Annotated in this window: 20 protein-coding genes; all 20 read right to left on the bottom strand. The window is 68.3% G+C overall.

All coding sequences use genetic code 11. The annotated features are described in order from the left end of the window. Window positions 1-2 precede the first annotated feature (2 nt). Window positions 3-746, bottom strand: a complete 744-nt coding sequence (locus O0J15_RS12980) for an RNA polymerase sigma factor FliA (protein WP_019659593.1) — start codon at window positions 744-746, stop codon at window positions 3-5. Continuing rightward, window positions 743-1,630 carry a P-loop NTPase gene (locus O0J15_RS12975; protein ID WP_005409532.1) on the bottom strand — a complete coding sequence of 296 codons (888 nt, stop codon included), beginning with the start codon at window positions 1,628-1,630 and terminating at the stop codon, window positions 743-745. Before O0J15_RS12975 ends, O0J15_RS12980 begins: the two co-directional genes overlap by 4 nt. Continuing rightward, a complete protein-coding gene (flhF, locus tag O0J15_RS12970; protein WP_134732468.1) occupies window positions 1,617-3,233 on the bottom strand; it encodes a flagellar biosynthesis protein FlhF in 1,617 nt (538 codons plus the stop codon). Before flhF ends, O0J15_RS12975 begins: the two co-directional genes overlap by 14 nt. Window positions 3,234-3,378: 145 nt before the next feature. Beyond that, window positions 3,379-5,439: a flagellar biosynthesis protein FlhA gene (gene flhA / locus O0J15_RS12965; protein WP_180832666.1), complete on the bottom strand. Its 2,061-nt coding sequence runs from the start codon at window positions 5,437-5,439 to the stop codon at window positions 3,379-3,381. A 44-nt stretch (window positions 5,440-5,483) separates the two neighbouring features. Beyond that, window positions 5,484-6,614, bottom strand: a complete 1,131-nt coding sequence (gene flhB, locus O0J15_RS12960; protein WP_134732470.1) for a flagellar biosynthesis protein FlhB — start codon at window positions 6,612-6,614, stop codon at window positions 5,484-5,486. Window positions 6,615-6,772: 158 nt separating this feature from the next. Continuing rightward, entirely contained in the window at window positions 6,773-8,908 is a 2,136-nt protein-coding gene (locus O0J15_RS12955) for a bifunctional diguanylate cyclase/phosphodiesterase (RefSeq protein ID WP_134735860.1), read from the bottom strand. 274 nt (window positions 8,909-9,182) lie between these two features. Continuing rightward, window positions 9,183-9,974 (bottom strand): flagellar biosynthetic protein FliR, encoded by a 792-nt coding sequence (gene fliR, locus O0J15_RS12950; RefSeq protein ID WP_134735859.1) that lies wholly within the window; start codon window positions 9,972-9,974, stop codon window positions 9,183-9,185. Between the two features lie 13 nt (window positions 9,975-9,987). Further along, window positions 9,988-10,257, bottom strand: a complete 270-nt coding sequence (locus tag O0J15_RS12945; RefSeq protein ID WP_005413254.1) for a flagellar biosynthetic protein FliQ — start codon at window positions 10,255-10,257, stop codon at window positions 9,988-9,990. A 59-nt stretch (window positions 10,258-10,316) separates the two neighbouring features. Then, the gene (gene fliP / locus O0J15_RS12940) at window positions 10,317-11,096 is read right to left on the bottom strand and encodes a flagellar type III secretion system pore protein FliP (protein ID WP_308305764.1); all 780 of its coding nucleotides are present in this window, start codon (window positions 11,094-11,096) and stop codon (window positions 10,317-10,319) included. 1 nt (window position 11,097) lies between these two features. Next, window positions 11,098-11,517 carry a flagellar biosynthetic protein FliO gene (gene fliO, locus O0J15_RS12935; RefSeq protein WP_014037105.1) on the bottom strand — a complete coding sequence of 140 codons (420 nt, stop codon included), beginning with the start codon at window positions 11,515-11,517 and terminating at the stop codon, window positions 11,098-11,100. Further along, window positions 11,514-11,849, bottom strand: a complete 336-nt coding sequence (fliN, locus tag O0J15_RS12930) for a flagellar motor switch protein FliN (protein WP_005409543.1) — start codon at window positions 11,847-11,849, stop codon at window positions 11,514-11,516. The genes fliO and fliN overlap by 4 nt, the downstream gene beginning before the upstream one ends. After that, the gene (gene fliM / locus O0J15_RS12925; RefSeq protein WP_308305763.1) at window positions 11,846-12,850 is read right to left on the bottom strand and encodes a flagellar motor switch protein FliM; all 1,005 of its coding nucleotides are present in this window, start codon (window positions 12,848-12,850) and stop codon (window positions 11,846-11,848) included. Before fliM ends, fliN begins: the two co-directional genes overlap by 4 nt. A 10-nt stretch (window positions 12,851-12,860) precedes the next feature. Then, window positions 12,861-13,376, bottom strand: a complete 516-nt coding sequence (gene fliL / locus O0J15_RS12920; RefSeq protein ID WP_019659602.1) for a flagellar basal body-associated protein FliL — start codon at window positions 13,374-13,376, stop codon at window positions 12,861-12,863. Between the two features lie 137 nt (window positions 13,377-13,513). After that, entirely contained in the window at window positions 13,514-14,659 is a 1,146-nt protein-coding gene (locus tag O0J15_RS12915) for a flagellar hook-length control protein FliK (RefSeq protein ID WP_308305762.1), read from the bottom strand. Continuing rightward, window positions 14,659-15,126, bottom strand: coding sequence for a flagellar export protein FliJ (fliJ, locus tag O0J15_RS12910; protein WP_021203862.1), 468 nt, complete (start codon window positions 15,124-15,126; stop codon window positions 14,659-14,661). Before fliJ ends, O0J15_RS12915 begins: the two co-directional genes overlap by 1 nt. A 3-nt stretch (window positions 15,127-15,129) precedes the next feature. Further along, the gene (locus O0J15_RS12905; RefSeq protein WP_005413257.1) at window positions 15,130-16,515 is read right to left on the bottom strand and encodes a FliI/YscN family ATPase; all 1,386 of its coding nucleotides are present in this window, start codon (window positions 16,513-16,515) and stop codon (window positions 15,130-15,132) included. Further along, window positions 16,512-17,153 carry a FliH/SctL family protein gene (locus O0J15_RS12900; protein WP_308305761.1) on the bottom strand — a complete coding sequence of 214 codons (642 nt, stop codon included), beginning with the start codon at window positions 17,151-17,153 and terminating at the stop codon, window positions 16,512-16,514. Before O0J15_RS12900 ends, O0J15_RS12905 begins: the two co-directional genes overlap by 4 nt. Then, window positions 17,150-18,136 (bottom strand): flagellar motor switch protein FliG, encoded by a 987-nt coding sequence (gene fliG / locus O0J15_RS12895; RefSeq protein ID WP_024958226.1) that lies wholly within the window; start codon window positions 18,134-18,136, stop codon window positions 17,150-17,152. Before fliG ends, O0J15_RS12900 begins: the two co-directional genes overlap by 4 nt. 7 nt (window positions 18,137-18,143) lie before the next feature. Beyond that, window positions 18,144-19,790, bottom strand: a complete 1,647-nt coding sequence (fliF, locus tag O0J15_RS12890; protein ID WP_021203865.1) for a flagellar basal-body MS-ring/collar protein FliF — start codon at window positions 19,788-19,790, stop codon at window positions 18,144-18,146. 13 nt (window positions 19,791-19,803) lie between these two features. Then, entirely contained in the window at window positions 19,804-20,169 is a 366-nt protein-coding gene (fliE, locus tag O0J15_RS12885; protein WP_005409552.1) for a flagellar hook-basal body complex protein FliE, read from the bottom strand. Window positions 20,170-20,409: the final 240 nt, after the last annotated feature.

The following is a 20,409-nucleotide window of genomic DNA, read 5'->3' as shown; positions in this document are numbered from 1 at the left end:
GTTCACTCTTCCAGGCCGGCGTCGGCCGCCTCGAAAATCTTCAATCGTCCACGCAGGCGCAGCACGGCCTGGCCGTGGATCTGGCAGACCCGCGACTCGCTCACGCCGAGCACCGCGCCGATCTCCTTCAGGTTCAGTTCCTGCTCGTAATAGAGCGAGAGCACCAGCTGTTCGCGCTCGGGCAGGTGGCCGATGGCCTTGCCCAGCTCGCGGCCGAACTCGCCGCGCTCCAGCACCTGCTGCGGCGTCGGGCCGCCCTGGGCGACGGTATCCAGCTCGCCCTGGTCCTCGATGCGTGACTCCAGGCTCAGCACCTGGCCACGCGCGGCGTCTTCCATCAGCCGCAGGTATTCGGGCAGCGGCATCTCCATCGCGGCGGCCACTTCGGTGGCGCTGGCGGCACGGCCGGTGCTCTGTTCCAGGCGGCGGATGGTGGCAGCGGCGTCGCGTGCGCGGCGATGCACCGAGCGCGGCACCCAGTCGCCACGGCGGATCTCGTCGATCATCGAACCGCGGATGCGGATCGAGGCGTAGGTCTCGAACGAGGCGCCCTGGTCGGCGTCGTAGCTGCGCGACGCTTCGATCAGCCCCATCATGCCGGCCTGGATCAGGTCGTCCACCTCCACGCTCGCCGGCAGGCGTGCGGCCAGGTGGTGGGCGATGCGCCGCACCAGGTCCGAGTGCTGGGAGATGACCTCGTTGGCCGCCGAGCGCTGGACCTCCCGGTACTGGGCTGCGCCTTTCATGCGGCCACCCCGCGCTGCTTGAGAATGCGCTCGAGGAAGAACTCGACGCCGCCACGCGGTTCGGTCGGCGCCTGCCAGCGTGCGGTGCGGCGCGCGATCTCGGTGATCGCCAGCGCGGCTGGGCTGGACGGGTAGGCCTTTACCACCGGTTGCTGGCGCTGCACCGACAGGCGCAGCCAATCATCCTGCGGCACACAGCCCAGATAGTTCAGCGAGACATCGGCGAGGAATTTCTCGCAGACCCGGGTCAGCTTTTCGTACAGCACGCGGCCCTCGTTGGGGTCGCGCACCATGTTGGCCACCACCTGGATGCGGTCCACGCCGCGCTCGCGCGACAGCACCTTGATCAGCGCATAGGCGTCGGTGATCGAGGCCGGCTCGTCACAGACCACCACCACGGTGTCCTGCGCGGCCTGGCAGAAGGTCAGCACGCCATCGGTGATGCCGGCGGCGGTGTCCACCACCATGATGTCCAGTTCGCGTTCCAGTTCGGAGAACACGTTCACCAGGCCGACGTGCTCGGCCGGGGCCAGCTCGGCCATGTGGCGGCGACCGGACGCGGCCGGGACCACCAGCACGCCGTTCGGGCCTTCGACGATGACGTCGTCCAGCGAGCAGCGGCCGGCCACCAGGTCGGCCAGCGTAAAGGTGGGGTTCAAGCCCAGGATCACGTCGATGTTGGCCAGGCCCAGGTCGGCGTCCAGCAGCAGCGTGCGCTTGCCCATGCCCGCCAGCGCCACAGCCAGGTTGGCCGAGACGTTGGTCTTGCCCACGCCGCCCTTGCCGCCGGTCACCGCGATGGTGCGCACAGGGCCGAGCGGCTCGCTGCGGGTGGCCGACAGCGGGAAGGTCTTGGTCAGCTTGGCGTACTCACGCGACGGCATGGTTCAACTCCGGGTTGCAGGGCATATCGGCCGCTCGGCGCAAATCTTCAAGGCGAAGTACGAGATTGGCTGCACTGGCCCTATGCAGGTCCTCCGGGACGTCCTGGCCATCGGTCACCCAGGTGATCGGCAGGGCGTGGTCCACCGCCACCGACAGGGCGTTGCCGAAGCGGCCGGTCTCGTCCAGCTTGCTCAGCACCAGGCCCTGCAGGTTTGCCGCACCGAAGCGGCGCACCACCTCGTCCATGTCGCCGAAGCTGGTGTTGGCCGGGAGCACCAGCAGGGTGCGCACCTGGCGCGCGGCGCGCAGCCACTGCAGCTGGGCGGCCAGGGCACGGTCACGCGGGCCCAGGCCGGCGGTATCGATCAGCACCAGCTTGTAGTCCTTCAGGCGTTCCAGCAGCTGGTCCAGGTCGGTGCCGCTGTTGGCCTCGTGCACCGCGATGCCGAGCTGGCGGCCGTAGCCGTAGAGCTGCTCGCGGGCGCCGATGCGGGCGGTATCGGTGGTGACCAGGGCGACGTCACGCGGCGCGTGCTTCTCGGCGAATCGCGAGGCCAGCTTGGCGATGGTGGTGGTCTTGCCGGCGCCGGTCGGGCCGACCAGGGCGATCACGCCGCCTTCTTCCAGCGGGTCGACCGGGGCGATCGGAAGCTTGCGCGAGATCAGCCCCAGCATCAGGCCGCGGCCACGATGGGCTTCGGTCTCCAGCGGGATCTGCATGGCCACGTCGCGGGCCAGGCCGGCATCGAAGCCATATTCGTCCATCAGGTCCAACGCGGTGGCGCGCACCGGGCAGCCGCGCAGGCGCTCGTCGGTGAAGCGGTTCATCTCGCGCTCGATCACCTGGCGCATGCCGGCCACTTCCTGGCGCAACTGGCGGATCTCGGCGTCGTCCTGGGCGACCACCGTCAGCACCGGAGCCGGAGCCAGGGTGGGGGCCGGCGCGGTTTCGACAATGGCATCGGCCAACGCCGGTTCGCTGGCGGCGCTGGCCGGCTGCGCGTCGGCGACGGCAGCGGTCGGCAGCGGCGGCGGCTGCACGGCCGGCGCCACGCTTTCGTGATGCGCCTCGTGCGGCGGATCGATCGGGAAGCGGGCGCGGTTGGCCGGCACGGCGGCGGCCGGTGCAACGATGGCCTCGGCGAACGGCGCGAAGATCTGTTCCGGCAGCGCCGGTTCGTTGACGGCGGCACGCGCGAGGGTGGCCGCAAAGCCGGTGCTGCCGCGGGTCGGCACGATCTCGTCGGCGCTGTCCAGGGTGCGGCCGGTGGCGCCGACCGCGGCGCGGGCGAGGGCGGCCACCGCCGAGGTGGTGGCGGCGACCGGCTCCGGTGCCGGGGTGGCGCTGCGACGGCGGGTGACGGCGGCGATCACCGCATCGGCGGCGTTGCGCGGCTTGGGCGCCGGCGGCGGCGCCACGTCGCGGCGCGAGGCTTCCAGCGCACGCTGCACGGCGCTTTCATCGTAGTTGGCGGCGGCGACGATCTCGATGCCTTCCTCGATCCGGCGGTTGGACAGGATCACGGCATCAGGACCATGTTCCTTGCGCACCAGGTTCATGGCCGAACGCATGTCGGCGGCGACGAATCGTTTGATTTTCATGCTGTGGTCACGAGGCGAAGACGGCGGAGTGGCGGCCGGGGAACTCGGGTGGTCGGTGGTCTGCACGGTGCGGGTTCCCCTTGGTATCTGTCTGTTGCGTTGGTTCGAAGGTGGTGTCTGTTTTCTGGCGCGTCGGCGGGCGGCGTCAGCTGATCGTTCCGACCAGCTTCAGGCGCTTGTCCTCCGGCACCTCGCTGTAGGCCAGGACCGACAGCGACGGAACGCTGTGGCGGACCAGGCGTGCCAGCGCGGCGCGCACCGGGCCAGGTACCAGCACGACCGCGGGCTCGTTGCGGGCTTCCTGCTTGCTGACACATTCGGCCAGGCTCTGGTGCAGTCGCTCAGCGAGTCCGGGTTCCAGCGCGGCGCCGTTGCCCTGCGTGGACTCCTGCAAGACACGTTCCAATTGCGGGTTGAGGGTGAACACCGGCAGCTCCGCCGACATTCCGGCGATCTCCTGCACGATGAAGCGGCCCAGGGCGGTGCGCACGGCGGCGGTCAGCACGGCCGGGTCCTGGCTGCTGGGCGCATGTTCGACCAGTGCCTCGGCGATCTTGCGCAGCTGGCGGATCGGAATGCGCTCGACCAGCAGGTTCTGCAGCACGCGCACCACCGCCGACAGCGGCAGCGCCTTCGGCGTCAGATCTTCGACGAGCTTGGGCGCGCTCTTGGCCAGGTTGGCCAGCAGGTGTTGCACTTCCTCATGGCCGAGCAACTCAGGTGCGTGCTCGCGGATCAGGTGCGAAAGGTGGGTGGCGACCACGGTGGCCGGGTCGACCACCGTGTAGCCCAGCGTTTCGGCCTGGGCACGCTGGTGCGGTTGGATCCAGGTGGCATCGAGGCCGAACGCGGGGTCCTTGCCGGCGATGCCTTCCAGCGTGCCCAGCGCGCTGCCCGGGTCCAGCGCGAGCTCGCGGTCGGGGTGGATCTCGGCGGTGGCCACCGGCACGCCGTGCACCAGCACGCGGTAGCCGTTGGCGGGCAGTTCCAGGTTGTCGCGGATGTGTACCGATGGAATCAGGAAGCCGACATCCTGGGTCAGCTTGCGGCGCACGCCCTTGATGCGCGCCATCAGTTCGCCGCCCTGGTTGCTGTCCACCAGCGGAATCAGCCGGTAGCCGACCTCCAGGCCCAGCGGATCGACCGGGCGCAGTTCGTCCCAGCTCAGTTCGGCGGTGGGCGCCGGCGCGGCCGGGCGGCCGAGGGCGCTGAGCGCCGCCGGGTCCTTGCCCGTTGCGGCGGCATCGGCGGCCGGGGCCTGGGTCTTGCGGTACAGCTTCCAGGCAATGAAGCCGAGGATCGACGCCAGCGTCAGGAAAGCGACGTTGGGCATGCCCGGCACCAGGCCCACCAGGCCGATGATGCCGGCGGTGATCGCCAGCGCCCGGTACTGGCCGAACACCTGGCCGGTCATGGCCTGGGCCATGTCCTGCGAGCGCGAGGCGCGGGTGACCAGCATCGCCACCGCACTGGAGACCAGCAGCGCCGGCAGCTGGGCCACCAGGCCGTCACCGATCGACAGCAGGGTGTAGGTGGCAGCGGCTTCACCGAAGGGCATGCCATGCTGCAGCACACCCACGGCCAGGCCGCCGAGCATGTTGATGAACAGGATCAGGATGCCGGCGATGGCGTCGCCGCGGATGAACTTGCTGGCACCGTCCATCGCACCGTAGAAGTCGGCTTCCTCGCGGACTTCTTCGCGGCGCAGCTTGGCTTCTTCACGCGTCAGCAAACCGGCGTTGAGGTCGGCGTCGATCGCCATCTGCTTGCCGGGCATCGCGTCGAGGATGAAGCGCGCGGTCACTTCCGAGACCCGGCCGGCGCCCTTGGTGATCACCACGAAGTTGATGATGGTGAGGATCGCGAACACCACGATGCCCACCGCGTAGTTGCCGCCGATCACGAATTCGCCGAAGGCGGCGATGACCTTGCCCGCGGCATCGTGGCCGTTCTGGCCGTTGAGCAGGATCACGCGGGTGGAGGCCACGTTCAGCGCCAGCCGCAGCATGGTGGTGATCAGCAGCACGATCGGGAAGATGGTGAAGTCCAGCGGGCGCTTCACGTAGACCACCGCCAGCAGCACCATCAGCGAGATGGCAATGTTGAAGGTGAAGAGCGCATCGAGCACCGGCGCGGCCAGCGGCACCACGACCATGGCCAGCAGGGCCAGCACGATCAGCGGCGCGCCAAGACCCTGGCGGATCATTTCCAGGGCGCGGCGGGTGTTGAAGCCGGTGGAGGGCTGGGCGCTCACGGGCGGCCTCCCTTGCCGAATTCATCCACCTGGATGTGCGGGGCGTCCGGCATCGGGCCAGTGCGCCACGCGCGCAGCTGGTAGACGTAGGACAGGACCTGGGCGACGGCCGAATACAGTCTCACGGGGATTTCCTTTCCGAGTTGGCCCTCCCGATACAAGGCGCGTGCCAAAGGTGGGGCAGAGACGATCGCGACCTTGTTGCCGTCGGCCACTTCACGGATGCGCAGGGCGGTCTCGTCCACGCCCAGGGCGACCACGGTGGGGGCGTTCATGGCGCCGCCCTCGTACTTCAGGGCCACCGCGTAGTGGGTGGGGTTGACCACCACCACGTCCGCCGTCGGTACCGCTTCCATCATCCGGCGGTTGGCCATCTGCTGCTGCAGCTGGCGGATGCGGCCCTTCACCTCGGGGCTGCCCTCGCTTTCCTTCATTTCCCGGCGCAGCTCTTCCCGGGTCATCTTCAGCTTGCGCATCCAGTTCCAGCGCTGGTATGGCGCGTCGATGGCGGCCAGCACCAGCATCGCGCCGGCGGTGGCCAGCAGCAGGCGCAGGGTGAAGCCGAGGCCGTCGGTGATGGCCGTCTCCAGCGGGTGGTGGATCAGGCCGCGCAGGGTGTCAAAGCCGGTCCAGACCACCAGCCCGGCGGCGACGCCGACGAAGGCCACGCGCAGCAACGATTTGGTGAATTCGGCAATGGCCTCCGGGCCATACAGGCGCTTGAACCCGCTCATCGGGTTCATGCGGTTGATGTCGGGTAGCAACGCCTTCTGCGACCAGCGCAGTCCGCCCATCACCAGCGGGGCGACGAAGCTGGCCAGCAGGCAGACCAGCACCAGCGGCGCGATCACCAGCATGAACTGCAGCAGCAGGTCGCCGAAGTGGCCGAACAGTTCCTTCGGGTTCTGCCGCAGGCTCTGTTCCGGGCTCAGCGCCTGCTTCATCCAGGCCGTGGCGCCGCGGCCGATCGAGCCGCTCATCGCCATCACCGCCAGCACGCCGGCGCCGAACACGGCGGCCGTGCCGAGCTCACGCGAGCGCGGCAGGTTGCCCTGTTCGCGGGCGTCGCGCAGGCGTTTTTCGGTCGGTTGTTCGGTCTTTTCGCCGGCGGATTCGTTCTCGGACATCACGGGCACTGCGGCAGGGGTTGCCGGAGGGCGTGCAAGAACTGTTCCGTGATGGGGTGTTGCCTATCCACGCGCGGCGCGGATCTATTTGTAGAGCCGAGCCCATGCTCGGCTATGTTTGGATCGGGCGCGAAGAGCAGCCGAGCGCAGGCTCGGCTCTACAGGGGAGAGTTGTCGCTGGACGGTGGGCTCTGCGCCAGCTCCACCCGCGGCCGGGGCAGGTCGTGCAGCTGCATGAAGCGCGCCGCGTCGACCGGGCGACCGAGCAGGTAGCCCTGCAGGTAGTCGCAGCCCAGGCGCTCCAGGTAGGCGCGCTGGGCGGTGGTTTCCACGCCTTCGGCGACGATGTCCATGTCCAGCGCATGGCCCAGCGCCACGATCGCCGAGACGATCACCACGTCCTCTGCACTGTGTTCCAGGTCGCGCACGAACGCATGGTCGATCTTGATCTCGGTGGCCGGCAGCCGCTTCAGGTACAGCAGGCTGGAATAGCCAGTGCCGAAGTCATCGATGGATATGCCTACGCCCAGCGCCGACAGCGCCTGCAGCAAGCGCAGGCTGGTGTCGGTATCGCGCATCACCGTGCTTTCGGTGATTTCCAGCACCAGGTGGCGCGGAGCGATGTTGTGGCGTTCGATCACCGCGCGCACATCCTGCAGCAGGTGCGGCGAACTGAACTGCACCGGCGACAGGTTCACCGACATCGACCAGCCTTCGTGACCGGCATCGTGCCAGCGCCGCAGTTGCAGGCAGGCCTGGTCCAGCGCCCAGCGCCCGATCTCGTTGATCGCGCCGCTGCGCTCGGCCAGGCGGATGAACCGATCGGGCGGAATCAGGCCATGCTCCGGATGGTGCCAGCGGATCAGCGCTTCGGCACCGGCCACCTTCTGCGTGGCCACGCGGATCTTGGGCTGGTAGTGCAGGAACAGCTGCTCGCTGCCAATGGCCCGGCGCAGGTCGGCCAGCAGCCGGAACTGTTGTTCGGCGCTGTCATTCATCCAGTCGGCGAACAGCACGAAGGCGTTGCGTCCGGATTCCTTGGCCTGGTACATCGCCGCATCGGCAAACGCCATCAGCTGCCGTTCGCTGGCAGCGTGGTCGGGGCAGATTGCCACGCCGATGCTGGCGGTTACCTGCAGTTCGTTGTCCGGCAGCAACGGGCCGCTGCCCACCGCCTGCAGGATGCGCCGGGCGAGGGTGGGCAGGTCCTCGTCGTGTTCGATGCGTACCACCAGCACGAACTCGTCACCGCCCAGTCGTGCCAGCATATCGCTGGGCCGCAGCAGCTGGCGGGTGCGCTCGGCCACCGCCACCAGCAGTGCATCGCCGGCCTGGTGGCCGTAGGCATCGTTGACCTGCTTGAAGCCGTCCAGGTCCATGAACATCACGGCGAAACGGCTGCCGCCCTGCTCGGCCTCGGCCAGTGCCTGCACGATGCGACGCTGCAGCAGCAGGCGGTTGGGCAGGCGGGTGAGCGGATCATGCAGTGCGGCCTGGGTCAGTTCCTGCTGCGCATCGGTCAACGAGGTGCTCAGCATGGAGTTGCGCAGTCGCAGCAGCTGCGCCTCCACCCGCTGGTCCAGCCAGGACACCACCAGCACCACCGCGAGGATCGCCACGGACAGGACCACCACCAGCATGGCCAGCCATTCGCTGTGCAAGCCGTCGCCGACGGCTGCGCCGCAGATGCTGCCCTCCGGAAAGCGAGCGGCGGCCATGCCGGTGTAGTGCATGCCGACGATCGCCAGGCCGAGCAGCCCCGCCGCGGCCAAGCGGTCGCCGATACGGGTGCGCTGCCCACGCAGGCGGAACGCAACATACAGGGCTGTCCACGAGGCGGCGACCGCCACCATCAGTGATAGCAGCAGCCAGCCCGGGTCGTAGTCGATGCCTGGCTGCATGCGCATTGCGGCCATGCCGACGTAGTGCATGCCGGCGATGCCGGTGCCCATCAGCAGGGCACCGCCGGCCAGCCGTGGATGCGGCAGAGTACGCAGCGAGACCAGCCACAGTGCGAATACCGACGAAGCGATCGCCAAGGCCAGCGAGAGCAGGGTGATCGGCAGGTCGTAGCCGAGCGGAATGGGCAGATCGAAGGCGAGCATGCCGATGAAGTGCATCGACCAGATGCCCAGGCCCATGGCGAAGCCACCACCGAGGCGCCACCACCAGGCCGCGGCCTTGCCGGGCGCGGTAATCGTGCGCCCGGCCATTGCCAGTGCAGTGTAGGAAGCCATCACGGCTACCAGCAGCGAGATTGCGACCAGCCACGGGTTGTACGTGCCTACCAGCATTCGTCAGTCTCCCGGACCTGCCTGTCGACGGAAACCACGGTGGGGCATGCATGAGGCAGGCCGACGCAGGGCGGCGGCCACGTGCGGCATCCCCCCGGTTGCCGCGCATTCACTCTAACGCGCAGACCCGGGGGAAGGGCAAGCAGTAAAACGTGAAATTGTGCCCCGTAGAGCCGAGCCCATGCTCGGCTGCCGCTCCTGCCGAAGACAGCCGAGCATGGGCTCGGCTCTACAGAAACAAAGGCATGGCAAGCAGTAAAACGTGATGATCAGGTCAGTGTGTGACCGCGTCCGCAGCCTGGAAGGCGGCATCGAACAGGCGCTGTACCGGCGGGCCCATTTCCCCGGCCAGCAGCGCCAGCAGGAACAGACCCAGCAGCAACGAGACCGGCAGTCCCAGCTGGATCGGATTCAGCGCCGGAGCGGCCCGGGCCAGCACGCCGAACGCCAGATTCACTGCCAGCATCGCCACCGTCAGCGGGATCGCCAGGGTCAGCGCGCCGCGTAGCACGGTCAGCAGGAAAGTCGGGGCGATGCTGAAGAACGCGTGCGGGTCCGGCAGCGGAGCGCCGATCGGCAGTGCGCGATAGCTGTCCACCAGCAGCGAGATCAGCGCCAAGTGGCCGTTGGCGGTGAAGAACAGCAGCCCGAACAGCAGATAGAACCACTGTCCGATCACGCCGGAGGTACCACCGCGCAGCGGGTCGCTCATCTGCGCGAAGGCCAGGCCGGTGCCCTGCGCGATCAGTTCGCCCGCCATCGCACCGGCTTCGAACACCAGCCGCAGCAGGAAGCCGATGGAGACGCCGATGGCCAGCTCGCGCGCGACGGTCAGCACCGTGGCGGCGTCGAAGCCGGTCCAGTCCGGCACCGGGGGCAGCAGCGGGGCCAGTGCGATGGCCAGGGTGCCAGCCAGCACCACGCGCACCCGTGACGGGACGGCGCGGGTCCCGACCATCGGCATGGCCATGGCCACAGCGCCGATGCGCAGCATGGTCCACAGTACGGTGCCGATCATGCCGAAGGCCTGAAGGCCGTCGGCAGCCATCTGGGTGGCGGCGTCCATCGAAGCGCGTGTCCTAGCCGATCAGGTGCGGAATTCGCTGGAACAGCAGCGTGGTGAATTCAACCAGGTGGCCGATCAGCAGGCTGCCCAGTGCGAACAGCACTGCGGTCAGCGCTGCAGCTTTGGCGACGAAGGCGATGGTCGGTTCGTTGAGCTGGGTCGCGGCCTGCACGACACCAACCACCACGCCCACCACCAGTACGGTGAGCAGCAGCGGGCCGGCCACCCACAACACGGTGATCAGGCCGCCACGCAGTTCAGTCAAGGCAAGTTCGGGAGACATTCGGATTCCATCTGCTCATGTAGAGTCGAGCCCTGCTCGACTGCGCGTTACGGGGGATATCAGGCCGGATTGAAGCTGGCTGCCAACGTACCCACGGTCAGCACCCAGCCATCGACCAGCACGAACAGCAGGATCTTGAAGGGCGCCGATACCAGCATCGGCGACAGCATCATCATGCCCATCGACATCAGCACGCTGGCAACGACCAGGTCGATGATCACGAACGGGATGAAGATCAGGAATCCGATCTCGAAGGCGGTCTTCAGTTCACTGGTGACGAACGAAGCGACCAGCACCGGGAACGGGATCGCGTCGGGGCTGGCGTAGGTGCCATGCCCGGCGATGCCGGCAAAGGTCATCAGGTCGGTCTCGCGGATCTGCGCCAGCATGAAGCCGCGCAGTGGCTGCGTGGTCAGCGTCCAGGCGGTCTGGAAGTCGATCTCGCCATTTAGGTACGGCGCCATGCCGGCGCTCCAGGCCTTGTCCCAGGTCGGCATCATTACCATCGCGGTGAGGAAGAGGGCCAGGCCCAGCAGCACCTGGTTGGACGGGGTCTGCCCGGTACCCAGCGCCTGGCGCAGCAGGCCCAGCACGATGATGATGCGGGTGAACGAGGTCAGCACCAGCAACATCGACGGGATCAGGGTGATCGCCGTCATCAGCAGCAAGGTCTGCAGCGGCAGGCTGACCGGTGCACCGCCGATCTTGCCCACGTTGATGTCCGGCAGCGGCGTGTTCGGGGCGCCGGGCGCGGCGAACGCCAGTGCCGGCAACAGGCACAGGGCAAGCAACAGCAGCCACGGCATCAGGGTGGCAAGACGGGTACGGGTGACACGCATGTCAGGGGTCCTTGCGCAGCCGTTGCTGCAGCAACTGGGCGAAATTCGGCAGGTTCTTGAAGTCCGGCACGCGCACCGGTGCCGGCGGCGGCAGCGGTTCGGGCAGGGTATGCAGGGTGTTGATGCCGCCGGCGGTGACGCCCAGCAGCAGTTGCTGGCCGTTGACCTCGACCACCACCACGCGCTCCTTGGCGCCCACGCTCAGGCTGGCCACCAGCTTCATGCCTTCGGCCGGGCGGAAGCCACTGCCGGGCATGCGCTTGAGCAGCCAGCCGAGGCCGATGACCAGCGCGAGCACTGCCAGCAGCGCCAGCACCGCGCCGAACAGGCTGGGTGCGGCGGCCGCATGCTGGCCGACCTGGGGCCCGATGGGCGCGGCGGTCTTGCCGACCGCCAGCAGGGTGGAGGCCAGCAGGCTCAACGCAGTCTCCGGATCCGCTCGCTCGGGCTGACCACGTCGGTCAGGCGCACGCCGAAGCGGTCGTTGATCACCACAACCTCGCCGTGGGCGATCAGGGTACCGTTGACGAACACGTCCAGCGACTCGCCGGCACCCCGTTCCAGTTCCACCACCGAGCCCTGGTTGAGCTGCAGCAGGTTGCGGATCGGCAGGCGCGCGCGACCGACTTCCAGCGACAGAGTCACCGGTACGTCCAGGATCACGTCCAGGTTCAGGTCAGGACCGTTCGCCTCATCGGCCTGCAGGCTGCTGAACTGGGCCGGGGTGGGTTCGAGGGCGTCGATATCGTTCATTGCGGGTCTTCCTGGATGACGGGTACGCGCGGGCGGGTGCCCGGCGGATGGGTAGCGGTGATCTTCACGGCGTTCATGCCGTTGGCGATGCCGAACTCGCCGGTGAACACCGGGATGTTCTCCACGCACAACGGCACCTGCGGGCTGAGTTCGATCGGCAGGATGTCGCCGACCTTCAGCTGGGTCAGGTCGCGCAGGGTCATGCGCTTGCTGGCCAGTACGCTGGACAGGGTGACTTCTGCGATGTTGAGCTGCTCACGCAGGGTCTGGCCCCAGCTTTCGTCGCGATCGTTGCGGTCGCTCTGGATGCCGGCGTCGAGCAGCTCGCGGATCGGCTCCAGCATCGAGTACGGCAGGGTGACGTGGATGTCGCCACCGCCGCCATCGAGTTCGACGTGCAGGCGGCACACCACCACGTATTCGCGTGGCGTCACGATGTTGGCGAAGTGCGGGTTGATCTCCGAGTTGATGTACTCGAAGTCCACGTCCATCACCGGCGCCCAGGCCTCGCGCAGGTCGGCGAAGGTCTGCTTCAGCAGCAGGTGGATCACCCGCATTTCAGTGGCGGTGAACTCGCGGCCTTCGATGCGGGTCGGGTAGCGCCCGTCGCCACCGAAGAAGTTGTCGACGATGGCGAACACCAGGGTCGGCTCGAACACGATCAGGCCGGTGCCGCGCAGCGGCTTGAAGCGGATCAGGTTCAGGTTGGTCGGTACATACAGCGAGTGCATGTAGTCGTTGAACTTGATCAGTTCGATGCCGCGCACCGACAGCTCGGCCGAGCGGCGGATCAGGTTGAACAGGCCGATCCGCCACAGGCGGGCGAAACGCTCGTGGACCATTTCCAAGGTCGGCATGCGACCGCGGATGATGCGGTCCTGGCTGGCGAAGTCGTACGAGCGCGCTTCGCCTGACGGCGGTTCCGGTTCGGTTTCGACCGCGCCAGTGTCCACGCCGTGGAGCAGGGCATCGATCTCGTCCTGGGACAACAGATCATTCATCGGTGGGCCCTTACTGGGTCACGAAGCTGGTGAACAGCAGGTCGTCGGCACCATTGCTGCCGGTCTCGGCCTTGAGCACTTTCTGCACTTCGGCCAGCGACGCAGCCTGCAGCTTCTGCTTGCCGGCGACATCGGCGATCTGGTCCGGGCTGACCTGCGAGAACAGCATCAGCAGGCGTGCGCGGATGGCGGGTGCATGGGTCTTGATCGCTTCCAGCGCAGCCGGGTCACGGGTCATCAGCTGCACTTCCAGCTGCAGGTAGCGCGGACCATCGACCGGGCCATTGAGATTGACCACGAACGCCGGGTCCAGCGCGAAGTACTGCGCGGGGGCCGGGGTGGCGCTCTTCTTCGGCGCCTGCGCAGTCTTGTCTTCGTGCTTGGACTGGGTGAAGAACCATACGCCGCCACCGGCGGCAGCGGCGGCCAGCACGGCCACCAGTGCGGTGATCAGGATCGGACTGCGCGGCTTGGCGGCCTTGTCCTTCTCGGCGGTCTTCTTGGTTTTGTCAGCGGCTGCGGCCACGGGGTGAAGCTCCTGAGGGTTGCTTCACCGGGATATGCAAGGGGTGTGCCGGAGCCGGGGTAGAGGGGTGCGACGGAATTCCGTCGGGGTGCCAGCCGCATCGATCTGGTGGCTGCCAACCTTGGTTGGCACGCCTGTCAGGCGTAAGCGTCCAGCAATCCGCGCTGGCGGATCAGCTGCGCCGACGACACGCTGCCATCGCCCGGCGTCGGTTCTCCGTCGCCGGGCAGACCGCCGCCACCGGGCCGCCCCGACGCATTGCCGTCACCCCCCGGGGCCTGCTGGCCGACATCGGCGTGGGCCAGCTGGAAGCCCTGTTCGCCCAGCAGTTCGCGCAGGCGCGGCAGGCTGCTTTCCAGTGCCTGGCGCACGTCCACATGCGGGCTGCTGAAACTGGCGTGCACCTTGTCGCCGTTCAGTTGCAGGCGCACATCCACCGGGCCCATGTCGTCCGGGCTCAGGCGGATGTGGGCGTGGCCGATCTTCTGGTCGGCCAGCCAGCCCAGGCGCGCGCCAATGGCCTGGTCGAAACCATCGTCGCCGAACACGGGCCTGGGCGTCGGTTCGCCGTTGAAGACCGCAGTGCCGGTAGCGAGCGCAGCCTTGAGGTCCTGCAGGAGCGCCGGGGCCGGGGCGTGCAGGAATGGGGCAGCGCTACGGTCGCCGATCGCGGTCACGTCGTTGCTGTCGCGGTCGCCATGCTTGCTGCCCGGCAGGACCGTCTCCGGTAGTGGCAGGGTCGTGGCATCGCCGGCGCTGGCGGCCGGCGGCGTGCTGTCAGCCATCGATGCGACGGCTGCGCCCGGCGCCGGGGTCGGCGTCGGGGCAGGCAGTCCCGGTCCGGCAGTGGCCGGCAGCGCCGTGCCCGCACCCGTTGCAGCAGGAGCAGTGGCGGCAGGATCGGAGGGGGCCGGCATCGCCAGGACCAGGCCGGCCAGGCCCAGCGGCGGCCACGGCGCGTCCTCGGTGGCCACCGGCGTGTCCTTGTCCGTCGCCCGATCACCCGCAGGCGGAGTTTGCGGCGGCAAGGGCGACGTCTCGTTTCCCGTCGCCGCCGCATCCATGCTGCGTTCCTCCGGCGCCTGGCCATTTCCATCGGCGCTCGTCTGCGGCTTCGGTGCCGAGGTGGGCGGTGACGTGGCGGCGCCGGCGGACGCGTCCGGCGCGCCGCCCTGCAACAGTTGGCTGAAATCCTTGCTGGCCTCGCTGCGTGGCGCGCGCGCTGCAGCGCCGCCGGCAGTCTGTGCCTGCGCGTTGGCGCTGCTGGCGAGCGGGGCGGGCATCACGGGCGGCCTCCCTGCTCGGTGCCATCCTGGTCTTCGGCCTGCACCAGACGCGCACGGCGCGCACCGATGTCGTCCATCTCGCGCTGGTCGCGGCGGTCGGTGACCACTTTCTCCTGCGCCCGGTAGCTGGCCGCCAGCTGTTCCAGCACGGCCTTGTCACGGCTGGCCAGGATCAGGCGGGCGCGCTCGGCCTCCACCTTCTCGCGGTTGCCGTTGACCGTGGCCTGCTGCTGCTCGACCGCACTGTCGAGGCGGTCGAGAAATGCACGCCGGTTGAGCAGCTGCGCCGGGCTGGTCGCCGCCATCTGCGCGTTGGCGTACTCCTCGGCATAACGGCGCAGTTCGTCCAGTCGCGATAGATGGGTGTCGAGCACGCGCTGGCGTTCGGCCAGGTCGCGGGCGACCGCGTCCTCGTGTTCCTGGGCCCGCTTGAGCAGGGGATCGATGCGCTTGGACTGGTTCATGGCTTAACTCTCTTGTTCCACCAGGCGCTGCAGTGCCGCCTGGCTGTGCGGGAGATCTGCGGCCTTGGCAACGTCCTGGCCGAGGAACTCCATGATTTCCGGCCAGCGCTCCAGGGCTTCGTCGGTGGCCGCGTCGTTGCCGCGCTGGTAAGCGCCGATGGCGATCAGGTCACGGTTGGCCGAATACGCCGAGACCAGTCGTTTCAGTTTGCGGATGCGCAGGCGCCACGGTTCGTCGGCGATTTCCGTGACCACGCGGCTGACCGACGATTCGACGTCGATGGCCGGGTACAGACCGCTGTCGGCCACGCGCCGCGAGAGCAGGATGTGGCCGTCGAGGATCGCGCGCGCCGCATCGGCGATCGGGTCCTGCGGATCATCGCCTTCGGTGAGCACCGTGTAGAACGCAGTGATCGAGCCACGGCCCTTGGCGCCGTTGCCGGCGCGTTCGACCAGTGCCGGCAGCTTGGCGAACACCGACGGTGGGTAACCGCGGGTGGTCGGCGGTTCGCCGACCGACAGGCCGATCTCGCGCTGCGCCTGAGCAAAGCGGGTCAGCGAGTCCATCAGCAGCAGCACGTTCAGTCCCTGGTCGCGGAACCATTCGGCGATGGCGGTAGCGCGGTAGGCACCGTGCAGGCGCGCCAGCGGCGGCCGGTCGGCGGGACTGGCCACCACCACGGCGCGGCGCAGGCCTTCCTCGCCCAGCGTGGTCTCGACGAAATCGCGGACTTCGCGTCCACGTTCACCGATCAGGCCGACCACGATCACGTCGGCGGCGGTATAGCGGGTCATCATGCCCAGCAGCGTCGACTTGCCGACGCCGGAGCCGGCGAACAGGCCGACACGCTGGCCGCGGCCGATCGGCAGCAGCGCGTTGATCGCGCGCACGCCCACGTCCAGCGGCTGGGTGATCGGTTCACGCGCCAGCGGATTGATCGACACGCCGGCCATGCCAACGTGGCCCTCGGCGCGGATCGGGCCCTTGCCGTCCAGCGGCACGCCATCGCTGTCGATGACGCGGCCGAGCAGCCCTTCGCCCACTTCAACGCCGCCACGGCGCGCAGACGGCACCACCCGTGCGTTGGGCAGCAGGCCGTGCAGTTCCGCGCTCGGCATCAGGTAAGTGCGCTCGCCGGCGAAGCCGACCACTTCGGCATCGACCCAGCCACCATCGACCACTTCCACCTTGCAGCTGGCACCCAGCGGCGCTTCGCAGCCGACCGCTTCCAGGGTCAGTCCGACCGCGCGGCGCAGCACGCCTTCGCGGATCAGGCCACGGCCATGGGCGGTATCCACGCGCAGGCCGTCGAGCCGACGGGCCAGGCGCAGGTTGCGGGCCATGGCCCAGTCGGCCGGTGGCGGCGTCGGCTGCGGATCGGGATTCATGTATTGGCTCCGGTCTGGCGGATCACCGCGTCCAGCGCGCCGCGCAGGCGCGCTTCCAGGGTGCCGTCGATGCGCACCGCTTCGGCGTGCACGCGAAGATCGCCGCGGCTGAGACTGGTATCCGGCACCAGGCGTTGCTGTGGCGGCAGGCTCAACAGCGGAGCGAGCGCGGCGATGTCGTCCGGGTGCAGCCGCACTTCGACCTCGCGGGTGCTGCCACCCACCGCGTCGATCGCCTCACCGACCAGCTGTGCCAGCAGTGCCGGGTCAGCTTCGTAGGCGCGGCCGACCAGCGCACCGGCGATGCGTACCGCCAGTTCGCCCAGTGCGCCGACCACTTCGTTCTCCAGCCGCACCAGCGGTCGGCTGAAGTTGTCGAGGATGCCTTCGATCTGCGCGGCGAGGCGACGCACCTCCGCCTGACCCTGGCCGTAACCTTCGCTATGGCCGTGTTGGAAGCCTTCCTTCTCGGCGCTGTCCTGGATGGCCTGGATCTCCTCCAGGGTCGGCAGCTGCAGCGGCGGCTCCGGCTCGTGCTCCGGGTCCGGCTCGGTGAGTTCGAACGCATCCTCCTGATCCAGCACCGGTTCGGGCTGGGCCAGCAGGTCCGGGGCAAGCCAGCGCACGACGTTGCTCACAGCATGGCCTCCGCACTGCCACCGATGGTGACGGTGCCTTCATCGGCCATGCGCTTGACGATGGCCAGGATCTCGCGCTGGGCGCCTTCCACGTCGGACAGGCGCACCGGTCCACGGGCCTCCATGTCTTCCAGCAGGATTTCGGCCGCGCGCTGCGACATGTTGCGGGTGATCTTGTCGCGCACCTTGATGTCGGCACCGCGCAGGGCCAGGCCCAGGCGCTCGCCGCTCACTTCGCGCAGCACCAGCTGCATTTCGCGGTCATCCAGGTCGACCAGATCGTCGAACACGAACATCAGGTCCTGGATGCGGTTGCTCAGCGGCGCATCGATGCGGGCGATCTCGCCCAGGATGGCCTGATCCTGGCCGCTGTCCATGAAGTTCAGGATGTTGGCCGCGCACTGCACGCCACCGATGTTCGACGACTTCAGGTTCTGGTTGCCGGCGAACTGGCGCTCCATGATCTCGTTGAGTTCATTGAGCGCGTTCGGCGGAATGCCGTCGAGGGTGGCGATGCGCAGCAGCACGTCCACCCGGGTACGGTCCGGCAGCAGCTTCAGCGCGTCGGCGGCCTGGTCGGTTTCCAGGTGCGCCATCACGATGGCGATGATCTGCGGGTGCTCGTTGCGCACCAGGTCGGCCACCGCACGCGGGTCCATCCATTTCAGCGCGTCCAGGCCGGTGGTGTTGCGGCCCAGCAGGATGCGGTCGATCAGGTTGCCGGCCTTCTCGCTGCCCAGCGCCTGCACCAGCATGTTGCGGATGTAGTCGTCCGAACCCACGCCCAGCGAGGTCTTCGAGCCCAGCTCCTGGCCGAACTGGTCCATTACCCGTTCCACCTGCTCGCGGGTGATGTCGGTCATGGTGGCCATGGCGATGCCAATCTTCTGCACTTCCTTGGGTTCCATGTGGCGCAGCACTTCGGCCGCGTCCAGCTCACCCAGGGACAGCAGCAGCACGGCCGCGCGCTGTACGCCGGTCAGTTGTGCCTCAGTCATTGGCCACCCATCCCTTGACCACCTGGGCCACGCGCTTGGAGTCGGTCTTTACGGCTTCACGCGCCATCCGCAGTCGTTCCTCATATGAATCCACCGGCAGGGCCAGGGCCTCCGGCCCGGCCAGGCTCGCCCGGTCGGCGCCCAGCGCCGGCAGCGGCATGCCATCGTCATCCACCAACTGCACGTCCGCGGTGTGCGGCTCCAGTGCCTGCGGGTCGTCCTTCCTGTTCTGGCCGGTGATCGCGCGCAGCGCCGGGCGCAGTACGCCGAACAACAACGCCAGCACCACCACCGCGCCGAGCAGCATGCGGCCGGCATCGTGCACCCATGGCAGTTCCCACCAGGCCGGCCCTTCGACCGGCGTGGTGTCACGCACGAACGGGGCATTCATCACCGACACGGTGTCGCCACGCTCGGCGTTGAAGCCGACGGCCTGCTTCACCAGCGCCTCGACGCGGGTCAGTTCCGCGGCCGACAGCGGCTGCGGGCTGACCTTGCCGTTGGCACCGGCGCGCGGCACGTTGTCCACCAGTACCGCCACCGACACGCGCTTGATGCGGCCGGCCGGCTGGCGGGTGTGCTGCAGGGTGCGGTCCAGCTCGTAGTTGCGGGTGGCGTTCTTGCTGCTTTCGGTCGGGGCCTGCGCGGTGGCCGGCGTGGCCTGCTGGCCCGGCGGACTGTTGCTGGTGGCACCCGGCACGCCCTGCGGGCCCGGGGTGCTGGTGGTGTTCTCGCTCATCTGCTCGCTGCGCAGCTTCTGCGGTTCACCGTTGTAGAGCTCACGGGCTTCCTCGGTCACCGAGAAATCCATGTCCACGCTCACTTCCGGGTTGACGCGGCCAGGGCCGGTCATCGGTTCCAGCAGCTCGCGGATGCGCTGGTTGAACGAGGTTTCCTGGCGGCGCACCTGTTCGAACTGGGCAGCGTTGACCGCCGCCTCACTGTTCGGGTCGCTGACGCTGAGCATGCGCCCGCTCTGGTCAACCACGGTCACCCGTTCCGGGGCGAGATCCGGGATGCTGGCCGCGACCATGTGCACGATGGCGTCCACCTGGCTGCGTTCCAGCTGCTGGCCGCCACGCAGTTCCAGGGTCACCGAGGCGCTGGCCACGTCACGCTGGCGGGTGAAGGCGCTGGGCTTGGGAATGGCCAGGTGCACGCGCGAATCGCGCACCGGGCGCAGCGTGTTGATGGTGCGCGACAGCTCGGTTTCCAGCGCATGCTGGTAGCGCGCGCTTTCCACGAACTGGCTGACGCCGAAGCCCGGGTCGCGCTCCATCAGCTCGAAGCCGAGCTTGCCGCTGTCGGTCAGGCCGGAGCCGGCCAGCTTCAGGCGCGCGTCGTGCAGGTTCTTTTCCGGCACGGTGATGCCACCCGTGGCCGGGTCGAGTGCGAACGGAATCTGTGCGGCGCGCAGCAGGTCGGTCGCTTCAGCGGTCGCCTTCTGGTCCAGGCCGGTGTACAGCGGGACCATGCCCGGCTTCTGCGACCAGAAGAACACGGACAGGCCTGCCGCCACCGCCACCGCGATCATCGCCATCAGGCCCAGCCGACGGGTGATCTGCAGACTCTGCAGGCGGTCGAACCATTGCCCAGCCTTTTCGGCGTTCAGGCTGTCCTTGGAGAGCGTCAGTGCCATGCGTCTCTATTCCTTACAGCGGCATGTTCATCACGTCCTGGTAAGCCTGGACGAGACGGTTGCGAACTTCCACGGTGGCGCGGAAGGCGATCTGGGACTGCTGCGAGGCGACCATCACCTTGGCCAGGTCGGCGCTGGGGTCGCCCATTTCGAAGGCCTTGGCGAGGGCGCCGGATTTCTGTTGCGCATCGTTGACGCCGGCAATCGCACCACGCAGGGTTTCGGTGAAGCTGGCCGGCTGGGCCTGCGGTGCATCGAGCACCGTGCCCGGCAGGGCGTTGCTGCGCGGCGTTTCGCCCAGCGGGTTGAGCGCCGGCTGTCCCATCTGGGTCTGATAGGAGCGGATCTGCGAAAGGATCGAAGTGACGGAGTGGGACATCTGCAACGGTTCCAGAAACAGGGATGGGGTTGTCTGCTGGAGCCAGTGCAAGTGCCGTGCCGAAACCGGTTTTCGATTCAGTGAAGTGAGGGTGGGGGGTGTCTGGTGGCAGGGCTGCGCCCTGCACCCGCCGACGCGACGTCAACATCAACGTCAAAATCGGGCTATCCGTGGGGTGGGGGGGGGGGGGGGGGGGGGGGGGGGGGGGGGGGGGGGGGGGGGGGGGGGGGGGGGGGGGGG

The organism is Stenotrophomonas sp. Sm10, assembly GCF_030985515.1.
Taxonomy (GTDB): Bacteria; Pseudomonadota; Gammaproteobacteria; order Xanthomonadales; family Xanthomonadaceae; genus Stenotrophomonas; species Stenotrophomonas hibiscicola.
This window is presented reverse-complemented; position numbering and strand designations above follow the sequence as displayed.

What these genes read in the sequence shown, in the direction of transcription:
- O0J15_RS12980 (WP_019659593.1), bottom strand. Translation starts at nt 746, where the DNA reads ATGAAAGGCGCAGCCCAGTACCGGGAGGTCCAGCGCTCGGCGGCCAAC.
- O0J15_RS12975 (WP_005409532.1), bottom strand. Translation starts at nt 1,630, where the DNA reads ATGCCGTCGCGTGAGTACGCCAAGCTGACCAAGACCTTCCCGCTGTCG.
- flhF (WP_134732468.1), bottom strand. Translation starts at nt 3,233, where the DNA reads ATGAAAATCAAACGATTCGTCGCCGCCGACATGCGTTCGGCCATGAAC.
- flhA (WP_180832666.1), bottom strand. Translation starts at nt 5,439, where the DNA reads ATGATCCGCCAGGGTCTTGGCGCGCCGCTGATCGTGCTGGCCCTGCTG.
- flhB (WP_134732470.1), bottom strand. Translation starts at nt 6,614, where the DNA reads ATGTCCGAGAACGAATCCGCCGGCGAAAAGACCGAACAACCGACCGAA.
- O0J15_RS12955 (WP_134735860.1), bottom strand. Translation starts at nt 8,908, where the DNA reads ATGCTGGTAGGCACGTACAACCCGTGGCTGGTCGCAATCTCGCTGCTG.
- fliR (WP_134735859.1), bottom strand. Translation starts at nt 9,974, where the DNA reads ATGGACGCCGCCACCCAGATGGCTGCCGACGGCCTTCAGGCCTTCGGC.
- O0J15_RS12945 (WP_005413254.1), bottom strand. Translation starts at nt 10,257, where the DNA reads ATGTCTCCCGAACTTGCCTTGACTGAACTGCGTGGCGGCCTGATCACC.
- fliP (WP_308305764.1), bottom strand. Translation starts at nt 11,096, where the DNA reads ATGCGTGTCACCCGTACCCGTCTTGCCACCCTGATGCCGTGGCTGCTG.
- fliN (WP_005409543.1), bottom strand. Translation starts at nt 11,849, where the DNA reads ATGAACGATATCGACGCCCTCGAACCCACCCCGGCCCAGTTCAGCAGC.
- fliM (WP_308305763.1), bottom strand. Translation starts at nt 12,850, where the DNA reads ATGAATGATCTGTTGTCCCAGGACGAGATCGATGCCCTGCTCCACGGC.
- O0J15_RS12915 (WP_308305762.1), bottom strand. Translation starts at nt 14,659, where the DNA reads ATGCCCGCCCCGCTCGCCAGCAGCGCCAACGCGCAGGCACAGACTGCC.
- fliJ (WP_021203862.1), bottom strand. Translation starts at nt 15,126, where the DNA reads ATGAACCAGTCCAAGCGCATCGATCCCCTGCTCAAGCGGGCCCAGGAA.
- O0J15_RS12905 (WP_005413257.1), bottom strand. Translation starts at nt 16,515, where the DNA reads ATGAATCCCGATCCGCAGCCGACGCCGCCACCGGCCGACTGGGCCATG.
- fliF (WP_021203865.1), bottom strand. Translation starts at nt 19,790, where the DNA reads ATGGCACTGACGCTCTCCAAGGACAGCCTGAACGCCGAAAAGGCTGGG.
- fliE (WP_005409552.1), bottom strand. Translation starts at nt 20,169, where the DNA reads ATGTCCCACTCCGTCACTTCGATCCTTTCGCAGATCCGCTCCTATCAG.